Annotated in this window: 8 protein-coding genes; 2 read left to right on the top strand and 6 right to left on the bottom strand. The window is 70.1% G+C overall.

The features are described from left to right. Positions 1 to 53 precede the first annotated feature (53 nt). The 4 genes from IT355_02795 to IT355_02780 all read right to left on the bottom strand — a co-directional run bounded on the left by IT355_02795 (position 54) and on the right by IT355_02780 (position 9,718). The gene (locus tag IT355_02795; GenBank protein MCC7052166.1) at positions 54 to 1,427 is read right to left on the bottom strand and encodes a vanadium-dependent haloperoxidase; all 1,374 of its coding nucleotides are present in this window, start codon (positions 1,425 to 1,427) and stop codon (positions 54 to 56) included. Between the two features lie 8 nt (positions 1,428 to 1,435). Beyond that, positions 1,436 to 4,828: a VCBS repeat-containing protein gene (locus tag IT355_02790; protein ID MCC7052165.1), complete on the bottom strand. Its 3,393-nt coding sequence runs from the start codon at positions 4,826 to 4,828 to the stop codon at positions 1,436 to 1,438. A gap of 138 nt (positions 4,829 to 4,966) precedes the next feature. Beyond that, positions 4,967 to 6,547: a RagB/SusD family nutrient uptake outer membrane protein gene (locus IT355_02785; GenBank protein MCC7052164.1), complete on the bottom strand. Its 1,581-nt coding sequence runs from the start codon at positions 6,545 to 6,547 to the stop codon at positions 4,967 to 4,969. Between the two features lie 63 nt (positions 6,548 to 6,610). After that, positions 6,611 to 9,718: a SusC/RagA family TonB-linked outer membrane protein gene (locus IT355_02780; GenBank protein MCC7052163.1), complete on the bottom strand. Its 3,108-nt coding sequence runs from the start codon at positions 9,716 to 9,718 to the stop codon at positions 6,611 to 6,613. Between the two features lie 794 nt (positions 9,719 to 10,512). Between IT355_02780 and IT355_02775 the strand changes: the two genes are divergently transcribed. Then, entirely contained in the window at positions 10,513 to 12,939 is a 2,427-nt protein-coding gene (locus IT355_02775; protein ID MCC7052162.1) for a hypothetical protein, read from the top strand. A gap of 153 nt (positions 12,940 to 13,092) precedes the next feature. Next, on the top strand, positions 13,093 to 15,000 hold the full coding sequence (locus IT355_02770; protein ID MCC7052161.1) for a PAS domain S-box protein: 1,908 nt from the start codon (positions 13,093 to 13,095) through the stop codon (positions 14,998 to 15,000). Positions 15,001 to 15,039: 39 nt separating this feature from the next. Here the strand turns inward: IT355_02770 and IT355_02765 are convergent, their stop codons facing one another. Then, complete coding sequence (locus tag IT355_02765) at positions 15,040 to 17,019, bottom strand: hypothetical protein (protein ID MCC7052160.1); 1,980 nt, start codon at positions 17,017 to 17,019, stop codon at positions 15,040 to 15,042. 131 nt (positions 17,020 to 17,150) lie between these two features. Next, on the bottom strand, positions 17,151 to 19,841 hold the full coding sequence (locus IT355_02760) for a serine/threonine protein kinase (protein ID MCC7052159.1): 2,691 nt from the start codon (positions 19,839 to 19,841) through the stop codon (positions 17,151 to 17,153). Positions 19,842 to 19,952 lie beyond the last annotated feature (111 nt).

Raw genomic sequence — 19,952 nt, 5'->3', positions numbered from 1 at the left:
CTTGGTGTCATTCCCGCGCGAGGCGTTCAAGATCCCCGTCCCCTTGAACGGCATCACCGCGACGTCGCGACGGCTTTCGGCGCCGACGCGCCACGCGTCACCACCCGCGCCAGCACCAGCTCACCCACCTTCCGCCCCTGCACCTGCCCCTCCTCGATCGCGCGCCGGTAGTGGATGCCGCCGTACAGGCGGCTCACCGACGCCTCCGCCGCCGCCGCATTGAACGACGTGAAGCTGCGGACCGGCAGCCCGTATTCCAGCTCGGTCGAGTCGGCGAACGCGAAGTCATCGCCGTAGAGCCGCGTCAGCACCGTGGCCGCTGACGAGGAGATGCCGCTGTGCCCGCTGGTGTACTCCGGGAACGGCGGGGTCTGCAACAGCGGCACCCAGTTCTCGTCGATGTGCCGGTTGATCGCCGTCTCCGGCCGGATCAGGTTGCTGCGGTACTTCTCCGCCCAGACGCTCAGGAACCCGTCGGCCAGCGCCACCGACGTCATCGCGTACACCTCGGCCGAGCGCACGATGTCGGCCTTCGCCTTGTGCGAGGCCAGCCGGGCGATGCCAAGCCAGTGCCCGCCGGGCGACATCTTCTTGGTGGCGAACATGGTGTGCCCCTGCACGTGCATCACGAACGGGTTGCAGTCCCAGAACGCCGCGATGGCCCGCTGCTCCTCGGTGAGCGTGCGGCCCACGTCGTACACCTCCTTCATCTCACGGTAGAAGGGGCTCGACTTCGTGGTGTCGAACGGGTGCGGCGGGGCCGGCTTGAACTGGTTCGAGGTGTCCATCACGAACGGCCGCAGCGTGCCCCAGTTCGGCTCCACCGCATCCATGTAGGCCGGCGGCGTCGGGATCCAGCGAGCGGCATCGCGGAGCACGCTGTACTTCGGCAGCCCGCTGCGCTGCTTGAACCCGTCGCGGCCGGCCCAGGCCAGCACATGTGCCGCCACGCTGTCGCCATAGGCAATGGACAGGGCGAACACGTCGTCGGGCACGCCGGAAGCCAGCCGCGTGTCCATTGCCTTGCGCAGCGAATCCATGCGCGCCTGCGAGAAGGTCAGCGCACGCCCCACCACCATGTACGCGTGCACGCCAGCCACCGGCAGCGACACGCCCTGTGGCGCAGCCGGCACGGCAGCCAGCCCGTTGAGCTGGCCCGCCATGGTGTGATAGCTCGTGTCGGACTGCCGCAGCACTTCATAGGCGGCCACGCCCGCATAGGCGTACACGCGGGCGGCCTGCGGCGGGCTGAAGATGTCGTAGACGATCACGTCGTTCACCTGCGACACCGCGTCATGCAGCGGCGTGGCGTCGGCGCCGGTGGCGGAGATCGTGGCCACGGCCACGGCCTTCGGTGCCGCCGGCGTGCAGCCGGCAAGGGCGATCATCCCGGACAGGAGCGCGAGACCCGCGGCTCGTCGTGCCATGGAGGTCATCATGGGTTGCGTCGGTTGGTGCGGAACAGCAGGGGTGTGTCGTTGTTGCGGGCCACGAACAGGATGTCGCCATCACGCGACCGGAGGCGCAGCACCTCGCGGGCCTGCCCCGGCACGAAGAAGCCGCTGGCCGGCCGCCGCACGGTGCTGTACGTGCCGCCGGTGCCACCACGCAGGAACACGCCGTACGAATCGCTGGTGCGCGCGATGTCGGGCTTGAAGCCGTCGAAGTTGCCGGCCAGCAGGAGGTCGCTCCGCCCGTCACCGTCCACGTCACCGGCGCTGATGCCGTACATCGGCGCCAGCTGCGCCTCGTCGGGCAGCGCGGTGAGCGTGAACGAGCCGTCGCCGTTGTTGCGCACCACCGACGACGCGAACCACTCGGCCCGCTTCTGCACCGCGCCCTCGAGGTCCGCCGGCGTGAAGATGTCGGTCACGCTGGCCTTCGCGTACTCGGTGTAGCTGAGGAAGCGCACCTTGAGCGGCGGCAGCGCGCGGATCATCTCGTCGCGCAGCACGACCGGGAAGCTGCGGCCCTGGTCGTAGCAGGCCAGCACCTGGTCGGTCCAGCCGTTGCCATCGAAGTCCTTCACGTACATCGTCGCCGGCTCGGCCGGCGTGCCGCGCAGCCGGCTGTTCAGCCCGAGGTTGCCGGCCACGAAGTCCATCCGCCCGTCGCCATCGACATCGGTGGCGATGATGCGGTTCCACCACCCGGCGCTCTTCTCGAGGCCGCGCGCGGCACCCTTCACGAGCCGGCCACCGCCCGCGTTCCGGAAGACCGTGATCGGCATCCACTCGCCCACCACCACCAGGTCCGGGCGGCGATCGCCGTCCACGTCCTGCCACACGCCGTCGGTGACCATCCCGATGTTCAGCAGGCCCGGGGCGAGTGTCGCCGTGACGTTCGTGAAGTGTCCCGTGCCATCGTTGCGCAACAGCATGCTGCTGGCATCCACGCCATAGCGCCACGGAATGCTGCGGCTGCCGACGAACAGGTCCAGGTCACCGTCGCCATCGTAGTCCGCCGCGGCGGCGCGTGACCCGCTGTTCGCCTCCGCGGGCAGCGCATCGGTGGCCTTGTGGAAGCGGCCGTTGCCGTCGTTCAGGTACAGCCTGTCCTGCAGCGCCGTGGAGCCATCCGAGTACTCGTTGCTGCCGCTCACCACGTAGAGGTCCGGGCGCCGGTCCCCATTGGCGTCGAAGAAGAGTGCGCCGACGTCCTCGGCCACCGCATCGGGGGCGAAGAGGGCGGCGTCGCCCGCCGTGAACGACCCGTCCGGCCGCTGGAGGAGGAGCGTGCCCGCCTGGTCCTTCGCGCCGCCGATGAAGACGTCGTCCAGGCCATCGCCGTTCACGTCGGCGCTGGCCGCGGCCGGCCCCTCCATCGAGAGCATCCGGGGACTGAGCCGCTCGCGATCGAAGTCCACGAACTCGTCCTCGCGATGCGCCCAGGCGATCGCGCCCTGTGCGGACACGTCACGCAGCACCGTGGCAGGCGCCGTCGCCGGACGGACAGCACCCGGCACCGCGTCCGCGGCCTTCAGCACGATCTTCGTGTTCACCGTCGTGGATGCGTGTGCCGAGTGGCGCCCGTCGGGCCAGTCCACCGTCACCGAGTCCACGGCCGCCAGCGCACCGAGCCCGAAGGTGAGCGTGTAGTCCACGCTCGACTGGAACCCGCGCACCGGGAACAGCTCCTGCACGTACTGCTGCGCACCGCCCCACACCACCACCCGCGCGCCGACGGCGAAGCGATTCAGCCCCGTGCCCTCGAGCTGCACCTGCAGGAAGTGGTTGGCGGGCGTGAGCGTGCGCGCGTTGTTGCGATAGACGAACGCCTCGAGGTTGGCGTTGTTCACCACCAGGTCCAGCGCACCGTCGCCATCGAGGTCGCCGTACGCCGTGCCGCTGGAGATGTTCGGCTGCGCCAGGCCCCAGGCGGCCGCCTGGTTGCTGAAGTGCAGGCCGCCGTCGTTGCGGAAGGCGTAGTCGGGGATCGGCGTGGTGGACATGGCGTTGGTCAGTGCCATGAAGTCCACCGTGCCGCCGCTGGTCATGTTCTTCGCCGTCTCGGTGTTGTTGGCGATGAACGACAGGTACTCCTGCGACGTCACGTCACGCATCAGGCCATTGGTGACGTAGATGTCCTTGCGGCCATCGAGGTCGAGGTCCGCGATCAGCGCGCTCCAGCTCCAGTCGGTGCGCGAGACACCAGCCATCTGTCCCACGTCGCTGAAGGTGCCGTCGGCGTTGTTGCGCTGCAGCATGTTGCGCATGAACTGGTGGCCATAGTCGTTGCGCAGCTTGGCCTGGTACACGTCCCAGCCGTCGAACGAGCTGGTGGTCCGGAGCCGGTACTGATCCTCGGGCAGCATGTCGGTGGTGTAGATGTCCGGCTGCCCGTCGTTGTCGGCATCGGCGATGTCCATGCCCATCGAGAAGTAGCTGCCGTTCGCCACCCGCTGGAGCATCTGCTCGCTGAACGTGCCGTCGTGCCGGTTGACGTAGAGGTAGTCGTGCTCGAAGAAGTCGTTGGAGACGTAGATGTCGGGCCAGCCGTCGCCGGTGAGGTCCGAGGTGCCGAGGCCGAGGGCGAACCCCACCTCGCTGCCGTAGATGCCGGCCTTCACGCTCACGTCGGTGAACCGGCCACCGTCGTTGCGGTAGAGCCGGTCACCGCCGTCGTGGTTGCGCTCCGCGCGCGTGTTGCGCAGGCCGAAGCTGGCAGCGGGGCGCGGCGAGTTGTTGACGACCATCAGGTCCAGGTCGCCGTCGCGGTCGTAGTCGAGGAACGCCGCCTGGGTCGTGTACCCGTCGTCGTCCAGGCCGTACTCGCGGGCATGCTCGCTGAAGTGCGGGAGGCTGTCGGCGCCGACCCCGTCGTTGATCCAGAGCTCGTTGCGCCGCGCATCGGCGTCCACCTTGCCGGCATGGCTCACGTACACGTCCAGGCGGCCGTCGCCGTTCACGTCGGCGATGGCGATGCCAGTGGTCCAGGGCTTCGTGGTGACCAGGCCGGACGCGGTGGTGATGTCGCGGAACCGGAACCCGCCCTCGTTGAGGAAGGTGCGCGGCCCCTGCTGGTTGCTGCCGAGGATCACCTCGGGCCGGCCGTCGCCGTTCAGGTCCCCGATGCCGACGCCGCCGCCGTTGTAGAAGTTGCGGTAGACGAAGACGTTCATCGCATTCGTCTCGACGATGCGGTTCTCGAACCGGATGCCGGTGAAGCCCGCAGGCATCGTCGTGAACAGCGTGGTGCCGACCCCAGGGGCGGCAGCCGTGCGCGGGGCGTCGGGCGTGGCGGCGGGAGCAGTCTCCTTCCCGCAGGCGGCGGCGAGGCAGCCCATCGCCACCAGGAGGGTGCGCAGGACGGTCGATCCGGAGCTCATGCCACGATCTTCGCTTCGGGAATGATGAATGCCGCGCGGGCGTCAGCGGCAGCAGCGTGCTGAAAGCAGTCAGGGCCTGCATCGATGCTCCGATGCAGGCCCTGCAAAGTTACACCCGAAACCGGGCTGAGGCAGTCCTCAGTAACCGGGGTTCTGCACCAGCTTCGAGTTCGTGTTCAGCTGCGCCTGCGGGATCGGCATCACGACCTTGTGGGCCGGGGTGGGATCGTGGGCGAACCAGGTGCCGGAGGTGTAGGTGCCCTCGCGGATCTGGTCCTGGCGACGCTTGCCCTCGCCGGTGAGCTCGAACACGCGCTCGGCGAAGATGGCGGCGCGCATCTGCGCCTGGGTCAGGCCGGACGGGATCAACTTGGCGTTGTCCCCCGGGAAGGCACGGGCCCGGACCACGTTGAGCGCCGTGCGGGCCGCCTCGACGTTGTTCAGTTCGTTCTGCGCTTCGGCCTTGATCAGGTACATCTCGGCGAGGCGGTAGAGCGTGAAGTCGTTGCCGCTGGCGTTGCCGGCGCGACCCGGGTCGAGCGGGAACTTGTACAGGCGCACACCCTCGCCCTCGTTGGCCGCGAGCACGTCTGCGATCGTGGCCGTGAAGATCAGGCGCGAACCCTGGCGGTTGTTGACCGGCGCGCCGGTGAACAGGTCCACCTGCGGGCCGGCGAGGATCGTCGTCCGGCGCGGGTCATCCGCCTCGAACATGTTGTACGTCTGCTCGACGATCGCCCAGCCGTTCCAGCCGCCGCCACCTGCGAACGAGTTGTAGTGCAGGGCGTTGTACTGGCGGTTGAAGCCGAGGCCGTCAACTGCCTTGCCGCGCACGACGAACACGTTCTCCGGCGACGTCTGGTTGTCGTAGCAGAAGTTCGCCTTGAAGCCCGAGCCGCACGAGTTCGTGTACGACGCGGTCGCCAGCGAGTAGCTGCCGTTGTTGATCACGCTGTCGGCGAAGGCCGAGGCCTCCGTCCACTTGGCCGTCCCGAGCGTGATGCCCGAGGCGGTCGGCGTGCCGCCCCAGACGCGGGCGTTCAGGTACAGGCTGGCGAGCATGGCATCCGCCGCGCCGCGCGTGAGCCGGCCCTGCTGGTCCGGCCAGGTCTTCGGCAGGTCGGCCCGGGCTGCCTTCAGCTCGGTCTCGACGAACGTGAACACCTCGGCACGGGTCTTCGGGGCGCGCTCCTCGACCTTGGTGTCGGTCGCGATCGGCACACCGCCGTAGACGTCCATGAGCTGCATGTAGTACAGCGCACGGAGGGCACGCACCTCGGCGCGGATCGCGGCCTCGCCGGCGACGTCGACGGCATCGAGCGCCTCGAGCAGGATGTTGGCACGCGCGACGCCGGTGTACTGCTGGTTCCAGATCCCGGAGCCTTCGCGCAGGCCGACGACGCTGTTCGGCGTCCAGCCCTGACGGTGCAGCTCGAGCCAGGCACCGTTGTCGAACCAGTCACCACCACGCACCGGCACCACGCCCTCGGCGGACGAGACCGAGTTCAGGGCGTAGTAGTCCTCCATGTTGTTGCGGAGGTTGGCATACACCGACGCGAGGCCGGCGAACACCTCGTTCGAGTTCTTGTAGAACGTGTCCTTCGTGATCAGGCTCGTCGGGGTCTCCTTCAGGTCGGTACAACCGACCATCAGGCCGACAGGGACCAGCAGCAGCGCGCCAAGGCGCGCCGTGCGGACCGGGTTTCGAAACAGAGACATTCGCATTCGCCTCAAAGAGACAGGTAGGAATTCACGATCAACTCAGAAACACCGGGGACCGACTCAGAACGCAATGCGCAGACCGGTGGTAAAGGTCCGGGCGCGGGGATACGACAGGTAGTCGATGCCGCGCGATGCCAGGCCGGAGTCAATGAACACTTCCGGGTCATAGCCCGAGTACGGGGTGAACAGGAGCAGGTTGTCGCCCGAGACGTAGACGCGCGTGCTCTTGCTGCCACCGCCGAACGGCAGGTTGAACGTGTACCCGATGGTGACGTTCTGGAGGCGGACGAACGAGCCGTCCTCGATCCAGCGCGAGGAGTACAGGGCCGGCTCCGAGATCGGCTCCGGGGTGTCCAGCGCGGACGACAGCAGGTTGCGCTGGGCGGTGATCGCCTGCTTGGTGGCGTAGACCAGGCCCGTGTTGTTGAACACGTCACGGCCCTGCTCGGCGCGCCACAGCCAGCTGGCATCGAAGCCGTGCCAGGTCAGGTTGCTGCGGAGGCCAAGGCTGAAGTTCGGGTTGGCGTTCCCGATGATGACCTTGTCATCCGCGCCGACGCTGGTGGTCGTGCCGGCCAGCACACGCGACGTCTCGTTGCCGGCGGCATCGCGGGTCACGGTGTACTTGTTGAACAGCTGGTTGCCGGCGGTGTTGTAGCCGGCGAACTCCGCGCCATAGAACGTGCCGATGGGCTGGCCCGGGATGATGCGCTGCGAGTTCACGCCCGTCTGGCCCTGGCCCGAGACGCCACCGGTCTCGATGAAGTCGGCGGCACCGAGGTCGAGGACCTTGTTGCGCTCGATCGAGGCGACGAGGCCGACGGTCAGGTTCATGCCGCGGCCGGAGCGCTCGATCATGCGACCGTCGAGTGAGAACTCGAGGCCGCGGTTCTGCACCGAGCCCACGTTCTGCAGCTGCGTGGAGACGAAGGCCGAGCCGCTCTGCGAGATCGGCACGGTCAGCAGCAGGTCGGTGGTCTTCTTGCTGTAGAACTCGAGCGAGCCGCTGTACTTGCCGTCGGAGAGGCCGTAATCGATGGCGAAGTTCGCCTGCGTCGACTGCTCCCACTTCAGGTTCGGGTTCGCGTTCACGTTCGGCACGATGCCCGTGAAGACCGTGCTGCCGAAGACGTAGCGTGCGCCGCCGTCCGGGGCCAGCGACGGGAGCGAGGCGTACGGCTGCACGGCCTGGTTGCCCTGGAGGCCGTAGCCGGCGCGGAGCTTGAGCTGCGAGAACGGCAGGCCCTTGGCGAACGACTCGTCGGAGACGAGCCACGAACCGGAGATGGCCGGGAACACCGCCCACTTGTTGGCATCGCCGAAGCGCGACGAACCGTCGCGGCGCAGCACGCCGGTCAGGAAGTACTTGTTCTTGTAGCCGAAGTTCGCGCGGCTGAAGAACGACACCAGCCGGCTCTGCTCCTGGTACGACTGCGGGATCTGCGGGTTCGCGCCGGCGCCGAGGTTGTTGAACGTGAAGGCGTCGGTCGTGAAGTTCCGGCTCTGGGCCGAGAAGTCCGTGTTGTCGAAGTCGGTGTACTCGTAGCCGCCGACGATGTCGAAGTCGATCTCATGGCCGACCGTCGGGGACCAGGTGAGCAGCGACTGCAGCGTCTGGTTGGACAGGGCGCGCTGCGACTGCTGCGCCAGGCCGCCGAACTCCGAACCCACCGAACCGGCGCGCGGCAGGTAGATGTTGCGCTGGCCGTTCGAGCGGTCGGTGCCGACGTTCAGCTGTGCGATGAGGCTCGGGAAGATCGAGAACGACGTGGTGACGTTCGCCAGCGTGCGCATGGTCTGGCCTTCGTCGAGCACCGTGTTCGCGAGCGCCACCGGGTTGCGCTTCTCCTGGCGGCCGAGGCCGGTCTCGTAGTACGACTGCGCCTGCGTGGTGGTGTTCGTCACGAACACCGGGTTCGTCGGCAGGTAGATGACGGAGTTCTGGAACACGCCGCCCTCGAAGCCGCCGGTGTTCTCGAACGGGAGGTAGTCGTTCTCGATGCGCGAGGAGCTCAGGTTGAGCCCGATGCGGAGGCGGCCGTTCAGGGCCTCATGGCTGCCGTTGAGGCGGGCCTGGAGGCGCTTGAAGCCGTTCGAGATCACGACGCCCTGCTGGTCCGCGAAGTTGAGCGAGGCGCGGAACGTGGTGGTCTGGTTGCCACCGGCGAACGACACGTTGTGGTTCTGGGTCAGCGCCGTGCGCTGCAGCTCCGACTCCCAGTTCGTGTTCGCCGTGCCGAGGCCGGCGAGCTGGGTCGAGAGCGCCGTGCGGGTCGCGGCCGGGTTGTTCGTGTTCGCGATTTCCTTGGTCAGGAGCGCGCGGTACTGCGCGGCCGAGAGCGGCTCGAGGGCGTTGGCGGCCTGCCCGAAGGCGGCGTACGTCTCGTACTCCATCGTCGCGGCGCCGGAGCGCCCCTTCTTGGTCTCGATCAGCACCACGCCGTTCGCACCGCGCGATCCGTAGATGGCGGTGGCCGCCGCGTCCTTCAGCACCGTCACCGACGAGATGTCGGACGGGTTGATGGCGTTGAGCGGGTTGCGGCCGAGGGCCGCCGAGCCGCCGATGCCGTAGCCGCGGGCCTCGGACTCGTTGTTCTGGAGCGGCACACCATCGACCACGTAGAGCGGGTCGTTGCTGGCGCTGATGGACGTGCCGCCACGGATGCGGATCTGTGCACCGGCACCCGGCTCACCGCTGTTCAGCGTGACGTTCACGCCCGGGGCACGCGCCGCGAGCAGCTGGGTCGGGTTGGCCACGACGCCGACGTTCGCCTCTTCGGCGTTGATCGTGGCGACCGAGCCGGTCACCGCTTCCTTGCGCTGCGAGCCGTAGCCCGTCACGACGACGGCACCGAGGTTCGCGGCCACAGCCTGCATGACGAACCGGACCGTCGCGGTCTGGCCCGGGATCACTGCAACATCCTTGACCTGCGGGGTGTATCCGATGCGGGTCACACGCAGGCGTGCCGTGCCGGCCGGCAGGTCGGCGAGCGTGAAACCACCATCCACCCGCGTAATGGCACCACGCTGGGTGCCCTCGATCGTCACCGTGACACTCTGCATCGGCAACTGGCTGGTCGAGTCGATGACTCGACCGGAAATCGCACCGCGGGCACCCTGTGCCTGCAGCGGATTTGCCAGAATCAGGCCGCCTACTGCCGCGGCCATCAGACCTCGGATCAACTTCATTCGTCTGCTCTCCTGAATCATGCGGAGGGTTTTGTCATACGGACGCGCCTGCGATGCACTCACCGCCACGCACCCGCCGAGACAGCACCTGCAACTGCTGACCGGACCAGCGGTCACCCTATTCCAGACTCCATACCGCGCATCAACTGCGCACCCACCAGGGGCCTTCCGTCCCCTGCGCGATGCCCCGCTGTCGGCATCGCCAGTCCCGCTTGCACTCCGACTCGCCGGGGTCATCGCGGGCCACGCCGCACGCGGAGACTCCCTCTCCCACTGCGCATCCGCCGGCCATCGCGCGGAACGCCGCGCGGGGCGTTACAGATCGCCGTGCTTCGTAGCCGCGCCGCGCGCGCTGCGCGCGTCCTCACCTCGGGGAAGGAGAAACCGTATGGCAAGCGGCACCCGGCCGGATCCTGCCGGCCAGACGCCAGTGTGCCCGGGAATTGTTGGGGCTATGCTCGCCGCCGGCACGAACCGTGTCAAGAGATCGTACCAAACCGGACCGTTGGCGCGTAAAGCCTGTCCCCTGAACGGCTTGCACGTCCGGGAGATTGTCGGCAAATCTCGGCAGGAGTCGGCAGTCGTCCGGGGCAAAGCGTGCACATTCCCCGCACCGGTCACCGGTTCCGGCACCGAGTCGTAGCATTCAGGAAGCCGGACGACACCGCCACCGCGCGTGCGCGGAGACCCACCGGCCAGCGCGCCCCGATTCCACGCCCCGGACCGCCAGGTCCGCGGAAACCGGCCCCGATTCCCCTTCCTGACACATCACCGTGCTCGCCCTCGCCCTGCTCGCACAACTCGCCGTCGCCCAGGCGCCGGTCCTGCCCGTCCTCTCCTTCCCGGACCCGGCGCTCGATGACACCAGCGCCTATCGCGGGTACCAGACGCGCCTCTTCCGCGACGCCGCACGCAACACACTGCAGCTCTACATCGATCAGCGCAGCGCACGCGTCGTGCACCTGCTCGCCGATGCCGACAATGCGAGCATCGGCTACACGGTCCGGGCACCGGATGGCACCGTCCCCGCCATCACCTGGGCGGCCGCTCCGTCCCGGGCGGGACGCAGTGGTCGCACGCGACACTTCACGCACACGCTCACCGCCGCCGGCAGCACCGTCAGCATCGGCTGGTTCCTGCTCGGCTCCATGCGCGTGGAACGTGACTTCCAGTATGACCAGCGCGCCCGCACGGCGTTCGCCGCGGCGCCGTACCGGCTCCCCGACCTCGACCGGCTGTTCGCCGCACTGGAGCGCCTGCCGGCCGGGGTCCGCACGCAGCACCTCGCGCGACTCAACGCACGGTCGGTGGCCCAGCTCCGCGCGCGCCTCCATCCGCACCCCACCCTCACCACCACGCCCACCACCTGGCGCGCCCGCGTGGTGCAGGCCACGCTCGACGGCCGCGACACCCTCACCGTCGAGCTGACGGGCCGCACCGCCGACGTGCTGCCGGCCCTTGGCGGCGACTCGGTCACGCTGCAGGCGCGGCGCGGTGATGCAGTGACCTTCACGAGCCGCATCACCACAACCGCCCGGACGCTCACGCCGCTCTCGCGGGAGCAGATCTTCACCCCCGACTTCCTCGCCTTCCTCGCCGAGACCGCCGCGCGCGGCGCGCGCGTGCCGGCGACCGACTCCGCGGCCATCCGCGCGCGACGGATGGAGCGGCAGGTGCGCGGCGTGGAGCTGCTCGTCTCGCGGGAGAAGCTGATGGCCGGCCTGCCGACGTACGCGACGTACTTCGGCCGCGACATGCTGATGACCGCGCTCATGATGCGGCCGATCTGGCGCCACGAGACGCTCGAGGCCGTCATATCGACCGCCCTCGGCAAGCTTGGCCCCGGTGGCGAGGTCTCGCACGAGGAGGCGCTCGGTGACCAGGCCGTGCGCGAATCGGCGGGGGCCTACGCGACCCTCGTCGAGGCGGCGCTGGGCGGGGGGAACGCCGCCGGCGCTGAACCGCCCGCGGTGCTGCTGGCCCGCGCCGACTCCGTCCTGCGCGCCCTCCGCACCACGCGCGAGAACTACCACATGATCGACGACGAGTACCAGTTGCCGATCGTCGTGGCGCGGTGGATCACCGACCCGGCCGTGCCCGCGTCGGCGAAGCGCGCATTCCTGAACACGCGCGGCGCCGGTGGTGCCACGCATGCACAGCAGCTCGTGCGCGAGCTGGACCTCGTGACCCGGCTCACGGCGGCCTATGCCGAGGACCCGGTCACGGCGAACCTCATCGCCTTCGCGCCACGCGCGCCCGCGGGGTGGGAGACGGCGAGCTGGCGCGACAGCGGCGCCGGGTACGCCGGTGGCCGCTACGCGATGGACATCAACGCCATCTGGGTGCCACACGCACTGGAGTCGGTGGGCCGCATCCTCGACGCGATGCGCGACCTCGGCATCGCGACCGGTGCGGCGACCGCGGGGGACACGCCGCTGGCGCGCTACGCCCGCGAGCCCGCCCGGCTCCAACAGGCGATCGCCACATGGAAGGGGGCGTCACGACACTTTCTCGTGCGCCGTGATGCGGCCCAGGCGCAGGCTGCGGTGACGGCACGGCTGGCCGCGATGCCCGCGGAGGAACGCGGATGGTGGCAGGCGCAGGCCGGCGCGCTGCCGACGGACGGCCTCGAGTTCCTGGCCGTCGCACTCGACGCCACCGGCGCGCCGATCCCGGTGATGAACACCGATGCCGCGACGCGCATCTTCCTCGGCGATGGCGACGGCCGCACCACGCCGCCGAGCGAGGCGGAACTCGCGCAGCTCGACCGCGATGCGCGCCTCTTCGCCCTGCCCTACCCGACCGGCCTGTTCGTGGCACGCATCGGCCCGGTCGTGGCCAACGACGCGTATGCGCCGCCGGCGGTGTGGTCTGCCTTCGTGAAGGACCCGTACCACGGACCGCGCGTGGTCTGGGGCCGCGAGGTGAACCTCTTCCTGCTCGGGGTCGCACAGCACCTCGCGCTGCGGACACCCGACGGCGCGCGCGACGCGGCGCGACGGTCGGCACTCGGTGCGATGCTCGAACAGGTGCGCCTGGCCGTGGAGCAGTCGGGCTTCCACGCGGAGCTGTGGAGCTACGGCGTGGAACGCGGGCGGCTGGGCGCGCAGCGATACGGGAGCGGTGGTGACATCCAGCTGTGGAGCACCACGGACCTCGCCGTGCAGTACGTGCTCGCGCGCCACGCCATCGCACGCTGACGCCGGAATCGGGACAGGATTCGCAAACGCTTGTTTGCAAGCACGATGCGCCCGTGTTGGCGTGCTGTGCTTTGGCACGCGGCGGCGTAGGTTGCGTCCCGACCCGGCACGATTGCCGGGCGGGACGTACGCCGCACCGGTTCCGCTTCACTGATGCCTTTCGAGACCCGCCTGTCGCAGGAGTCGCACACCGAGCGCGCGATGCTCGGTGCCATCATCGACACCGCCGGCAACATCATCCTCGGCCTGCGCCCGGATCATGCGATCTTCGCCTGGAATGCGGCGGCGGAGCGGCTGTACCAGACGCCGCGGCACAAGGCGATCGGCATGGATTACGTGACGACGTTCGTCGCGCCGGAGTCCCGTGACGCGGTGGCGATCGACATCGCCGAGGTGCTGGCCGGCAAGCGGACCCTGAACTATGAGAACGGCCTGCTGCTGCCCGATGGCACGCGGCGCACGCTGCTCTGGAACGTGGCGCGGCTGGTGGACGAACAGGGGACCGCGACCGGCATCGTGGCGACGGGACAGGACATCACGGCGCGCAAGGAGGCGGAGGAGCGGTTCCGCCTGGTGTTCGAGCATGCGCTGGACGGGTTGCTGCTGACCGACACCACCGGTGCGGTGATCGACTGCAACCCGGCGGCACTGCGCATGCTCGGACTGCGGTTCAAGGCCGAGCTGATCGGGCGCCGGCCGGCTGAGTTCTCGCCGGCCCGGCAGCCGGATGGCACGCCGTCGGAGCAGAAGTCCCGCGAGTTCGGCGCGATCACCCTCGAGCGCGGCGCGCACACCTTCGAGTGGCTCCACCAGCGTGCCGATGGCACGCCGGTGCCGGTGGAGGTGAGCGTGCGGCACGCCACGCTGTCGGGCCGCCGCGTGTCGGTGGTGTCGTGGCGCGACCACTCGCGGCGCGAGGAGCTCGCACGCGAGCGCAGCGAAATGGAGCAGCGGCTGAACCTGGCGCAGAAGATGGAGGCGGTGGGGCAGCTCGCCGGCGGTGTGGCGCACGACTTCAACAACCTGCTGGCGGCGATCCGCAACTCGATCCAACTGGCCGTGAACGAGATGCCGCCCGAGTTCTCGCTGCGCGGCGACCTGGAGCTCGCGCTGCAGACCACCGAGCGGGCAGCGGGCCTGACCGGCCAGTTGCTCGCGTTCAGCCGCCGCCAGACGCGGCCCACGGAGCCGGTGGACGTGGTGCGACTGGTGGCGGAGGTGCTGCCGCTGCTGCGGACGTCGCTGCCGCCCAGCATCGACGTGCAGGTGCATGCGGCCTCCACGCCCGCCATCGTGCTGGCCGACCGCAGCCAGCTGGAACAGGTGGTGCTGAACCTCGTGCTCAATGCGCGTGACGCGATGCCGGGCGGCGGCACGCTCTCGCTGGCGGTGACGCTGGACGCCGCCACCGCGCAGGTGCATCTGTCCGTCGCCGACACCGGGGTCGGCATGGACGCTGCCGTCTGTGCGCGGGTGTTCGAGCCGTTCTTCACCACCAAGCCGGTCGGCACGGGCACGGGGCTCGGGCTGGCGGTGGTGTATGGCGTGGTGACGCAGTCGGGCGGCACGGTGCGGGTGGAGAGTGCCCCCGGCCAGGGCACGACGTTTCACATCACCTTGCCGGCACGGCCTGGTGCAGCGGCGCCGACAGCACCCCCCGCGGCCATCGATGCCGGCCCGCTGCCCGCCACCGTGCTGCTGGTGGACGACGACACGGCGGTGCGCAGCACCACCCGGCGGCTGCTCTCGCGCCAGGAGTTCACGGTGATCGAGGCGCAGAACGGGCACGATGCGCTGGAGCGCTTCCGCGCCGAGGGCGAGCACATCGCGGTGGTGCTCACCGACATCCGCATGCCGGTGATGGACGGCGTGACGCTGGCGCAGGAGATCCGCCGCCTCTCGCCGGGGTTCCCGGTACTGTTCATCTCCGGATTCGACGAGATCGGCCCCTCCGACGTGCCGGGCCTGGAGGACATCCAGCTGCTGGCGAAGCCGTTCTCGGCGGCGAACCTGTTCGCGGCGTTGCGGGCGGCGATCAACGCGCGTCGGCCCCTCGCGTGATGGGCGCGCGGGAGGTCACCACCGTGTACCGCGGGCCGGTCAGCGCGGGCGGCGGGCCGGGAGGCGTGCGAGGCGCGCGGTGAGGTCGGCCACCATGCGGCCGGCGAGCACGTCGCGCGGATCGGCGCGCTGCAGCGAGTCGGCGATCGCGAGCGCGGGGGCATAGCTGCGGCGTGCCTCCTCCACCTGCCCGAGGCTCGCGAGCTGCGTGCCTTCATCGCGCATGGCCGAGGCGAGCTCGCGCAGGAGGATGCGGTCCGGGCGACCAGCGGTTGCCAGCGAGGCACGCATGCCCAGTGCGCGGCGACTGCTCGACAGCGCATCGCGGCGGTCGCCAGCAGCGGCCTGCAGCCTGGCGAGCTCCTGGTAGGCCACGGCGTAGCGACGTCGCACGGCCGGCGTGGCCTGCTGCGCCGGCGTGAGTGAGTCGAGCGCCGCGATTTCCGCGATGAATCGGCGGCGCGCACCAGTGTCACCGATCGGCACGTTGCCGACGGGTGTCGTCGCCGTCGGGCGGTTCGATGGCGCCGCACGCGAAACGGCACGCGGCGACACGGGCGCCGCGATGGCCCTGGGCCGGGACGCCGCCGCGGCTGACGGTGCGGAGTCCGGCGCACTGGCCACCGGTGCTGCGGCAGCCGGCGTCATGGCAGCCCCCGTCACGGCAGCGGGCGTCGCGGTGGCCGGCGTCGCGGTGGCCGGCGTCGCGGTGGCCGGCGTCACGGCGCCCGACTCGGGCACCGGCGGTGCGACCGTGTCGGGCAGCGCGGCCAGTGGGCGCACCGCGTGCGGCGCCGCCGGTGCAGCCTCCCGGGGACGATCGGCGGCAGGAATGGCCTCGGCGGCCCTGCCGCGCCGCGCCGCGACGACGATCGCCGCAATGGCGAGGGCGGCACCGATCGTGGCGGCGAAGACCATCGGTGCGTTCCGGGCAGCGGCGCGTCCCATCCGTCGTGGCAGGCCGAGTGGTCGCACCTGCACGGGAAACCCCGCAGCGTGCCGACGCAGGTCGTCGGCGAGGGCTTCGACGGTGGGGTAGCCGCCACCATCGCCAGGGGCGACGGCGGTGTGCACGATGGCATCGAGATCCCCCTCCAGGCGGTCCTCCCAGAGGCGCGCCTCGTTGCGCGCGGACCGGCGCATGCGCGGGGTTCCGCCGGGGTATGCCTCACAGGTGAGGAGCTCGAAGAGCACGATGCCGAGTGCCCTGATGTCGTCGCGGACAGTGGGCGCGGGCGCCGCGGCATCGAGCAGTGGAGCCGTGCCGATGTCGACGACACGCAGCTGCCGCTGTGGGTCCACGAGCAGTGTCTGCGACGTCAGCGCACCATGCGCGAGGAAGTGCCGGTGCGCGTGGGTGACCGCATCACAGCACTCGAGGAACAGCGACAGGCGGCTGTTGAGTTCCAGCGACTGCTGCGTGGCGGCGACGGTGATGGGTGCACCGACGGCGTGCTCGGTCACGACGAAGGGGCAGCCATCGGGGGTGACGCCGGCGTCGAGCAGGCGCGTGATCGCGGGATGCACCAGCGCGGCGGGGGCGTCCCGGCGGTCGCGGAGCAGGCGGCGCGCCGCGTCACCGGGCACCGGGGTGTCAGCCACCCGCACGACCACGCGGCGGCTGGCCGGATCTGGATCATCGTGGAACGGGTCGACGCGGGTCGCGAGATAGGCGACCGTGCGGGAATCGCGGGCGAGTTCGTGGTCGAGCCAGAAGGGGCCGAGCTGGTCCCCGATGCGGGAACGCGGCTGCGGTCGTGGCGGCGCCACCGGCATCGATGCTGCAGACGTGTGGTGCCGGTGCAGCGCCTCCCCGGTCGCCTGCACGGGGTGCCGCTCCAGCAAACGGTCGATTTCCGCGCGGAGATCGACATCGCCGGCCGTGGCGCCCTCGAGGTAGGCGGCGCGCTCGTCGGCGGGCAGCATGAGCGCGAGCGTGTAGATGGGCTCGATATCGTGCCAGCGGACGGGACTGTTGGGCACGAGGTCGTCGTGCGGGCTGGGACTGACTCGAGTCACCCCGGCTCCCGGTGCCTGCGGCACGCGCTGCTGCTGGTCCCTCCTCCGCTGCGCGGCGTCGCGCAACCCGCTCCGAACAGGCTCTCTGCCACCCACCTGCAGCAAGTGCCGTGCTCGTGAGTACGGCGGGGTCAGCCCGGGGGGCACTCCTGCAGTGCGCGGCGCTGCAGCCTGGCGATCTCATCGATTCTGAGCGAGTCGGGATGGCTGGCCTGACGCCGACGGAGCATGTCGCCGAGCACCGAGTCGGCGCGGGCCAGCTGCCTTCCGGCCGCCGTGCAGTCGCTGGCCGGCCCGCCGAGCGCCAGCCAGGAGGCACCCAGTCCAGTCCACGTCTCGGCGAAGAAGCTCCGGATGGTGGCATCGGCGGTGTCTACGACCGTGTGCAGCATGGCGGCCTCCACGGCCTGCAGGCGGGGCAGCGCGGCGCGCCGGTCGCGCAAACGGGCGTACCCCGCCGCGCCCTTGGCCTGCGCCTCGATCATGGCGGCCCGCTTCCAGATGTTGGTGGAGTCGGCGCGGACGTCCACGGCATGCATGGCGTAGGACGCATCGTAGTTGCGGATGGCGTCCTGGAGGCGGCCGGCATTGCCCAGCATGTCGCCGATGCGTGTGTAGGCATACTCCGCGTCACCGCGATAGAGGGCGTTGTCCGGGTCGGCGCGCAGGAGCGCGGACACGATGCGGAGATCGGACTCGTAGCTTGCCCGCGCCTCGCGGAAGCGCCCGAGCCGGCCCAGGTTCTCCCCTTCGTAGTAGTACGCCACCGAGAGCGCGCGCTGCAACTCGGCGTTCAGCGGCTCCTCTGCCGCCAGTGCACGCCGCAGGGCGAGCGCCCGCTGGCTGGTGGCGAGCGCCGCGGTGAGGTTCCCCTGGTCCGCGAGGAGCTCGCCGAGGTGCTGGAGGGTCACCGAGTAGCTCCGCCGCACCGACACGCTGCCCCGCTCTGCCGGCGAGATCGAGTCGAGCGAGGCCAGGGCAGCGTCGTACTCCGCGCGCGCCGCCACCGTCTCCCCCATCGCGAAGAGGATCTGGGCGAGGTAGTCGCGCCGGTGGTTCATGGAGTAGTGCAACGCGTCGTCGGCGGGCCGGTGCCGGAGCTGCGGGACCAGCAGGTCGCGCGCACGGCTCATCATCGCCCTGGCGGTCGCGAGGTCACCCGTCTCCCAGTAGAGCACCCCCAGCTCGCTGAGCACGACACTGCGGCGCGCATCGGCGGGCGCCGCCACGGAATCCGCCGCTGTCGCCGGTGCGGCGGCCAGGCGCTCGAGGAGTGCGAGTGACTTCCGGTAGCTGGCGATCGCACCGGCCGAGTTGCCGAGGTTCGCGCGCATGGAGCCGCCCTGCACGTCGCCCATGCGCTGGTAGGCCTCGGCCAGTTCCAGTTGCAGGGAGCGATCCTCGATCGAGTCGGCCGAGAGGCGATCGAGATACTCGAGCCCATCCTGGACCAGCCGGGCCCGCACCGGCGTGGCGCCCGGGAGCGATTGTATGGCGTCGTGGTAGTCGAACAGCACGTTGTGCGCGAGCGCACGCAGGTCGCTGAAGCGGCGCTCGGCGCTCACCGCCTGGTGCCGCGCGACTCGCGCCTGCCAGGCGAAGGCGACCGAGCCGGCCAGCATCGTCGCGAGCAGTGCGGCGCTGCCGGCCACCAGCAGGCGGTTGCGCTGCACGAACCGGGTCACCCGGTAGCCGACGGAGGCCGGACGTGCCAGCACCGGGATTCCCGCACGATGCCGGCGCAGGTCGGTGGCGAGCGCCTCCACGCTGGCGTAGCGTCGCGCGATCACCGGTTCGAGCGCGGTGCGGATGATCGTGTCGAGGTCACCGCGCAGCCGCTTCCGCCAGCCCGCGGCTTCCGCGCGTGCCACCTCACTCGGCCGTCGCGGCGGGGTGGAGCGCAGCTGCGTCGCGATCTCGGCGGGGCGACGGCTGGTGAACTCCTGCGGCAACGCACAGGTCACCAACTGGAAGAGCACCACACCCAGCGAGTACACGTCACTGGCGGTGCCCACGCGCTGGCCGTCGGCCTGCTCCGGGCTGGCGTACTCCGGTGTGAGTGCCCGCACGCCGGTGGCGGTGCCGCCGGTGCCATCGTCGTCGAGGAGGCTCGCGATGCCGAAGTCCAGCAGCCGGGGCGCGCCGTCGGCGGTCACGACTATGTTCGCGGGCTTGATGTCGCGGTGCACCACCAGCTGCTGGTGCGCGTAGCCGACGGCATCGCAGACGCGCAGGAAGAGGTCGAGCCGCGCACCGAGCCCCAGGTTCGCCTCGCGCGCATAGACATCGATGCGGCGCCCCTCGATGTGCTCCATCACGAAGTACGGGCGGCCATCGGCGGTGGTGCCGCCATCCAGCAGGCGCGCCACGTTGGGGTGCGAGAGCGAGGCGAGGATCTGGCGTTCGGCGCGGAAGCGCCGGAGCACGAAGTCCGTGTCCATCCCGCGCTTCACCAGCTTCAGCGCCACCCGCTGCGTGAACTGCTCGTCGGCGCGCTCGGCGAGGTACACGACGCCCATCCCCCCGCGCCCGATCTCCGAGACGAGGCGATACGGTCCCACCACCTGCCCAGCCGCCTGCGCCGGCTCCTCGCCGGCGATCAGCGCGTCGAAGCGGTCGGCGGCACAGCCGTCGATGAAGAGGTCCGGCGCGCGCGACGCGGCCAGGAGCCGGACCAGTTCGGCGCGGAGTGTCGTGTCGGCGCCGGTGACGGCATCGAGGTAGCCGGGCTGTTCCGCTGCGGTGAGCGCCAGCGCCTGCGTGAAGAGCGGCTCGATCTCGCGCCACCGGGCAGCGTCCATCGCGATGTCATGCTGCTGCATGGGTCCGCCTTCCGTCACACGGGCTCCTCCCGCCGAATGTGCGCCGTCGCCGTGCAACTTCGGCATGCGGCCTGCCGCTGTCCACTCAGGTCCTCGTTGACGCCTGTGCCG

The sequence above is a fragment of the Gemmatimonadaceae bacterium genome (assembly GCA_020851035.1).
Classification (GTDB): Bacteria; Gemmatimonadota; Gemmatimonadetes; order Gemmatimonadales; family Gemmatimonadaceae; genus JACMLX01.
Note: the sequence above shows the minus strand (reverse complement) of the source record. Positions and strands in the feature narration are given on the sequence as shown.

Bases quoted from the DNA above. Each gene is read 5' to 3' on its own strand.
- IT355_02780 (MCC7052163.1), bottom strand. From the start codon at position 9,718: ATGGCCGCGGCAGTAGGCGGCCTGATTCTGGCAAATCCGCTGCAGGCA.
- IT355_02785 (MCC7052164.1), bottom strand. From the start codon at position 6,547: ATGTCTCTGTTTCGAAACCCGGTCCGCACGGCGCGCCTTGGCGCGCTG.
- IT355_02760 (MCC7052159.1), bottom strand. From the start codon at position 19,841: ATGCAGCAGCATGACATCGCGATGGACGCTGCCCGGTGGCGCGAGATC.
- IT355_02795 (MCC7052166.1), bottom strand. From the start codon at position 1,427: ATGGCACGACGAGCCGCGGGTCTCGCGCTCCTGTCCGGGATGATCGCC.
- IT355_02770 (MCC7052161.1), top strand. From the start codon at position 13,093: ATGCCTTTCGAGACCCGCCTGTCGCAGGAGTCGCACACCGAGCGCGCG.
- IT355_02790 (MCC7052165.1), bottom strand. From the start codon at position 4,828: ATGAGCTCCGGATCGACCGTCCTGCGCACCCTCCTGGTGGCGATGGGC.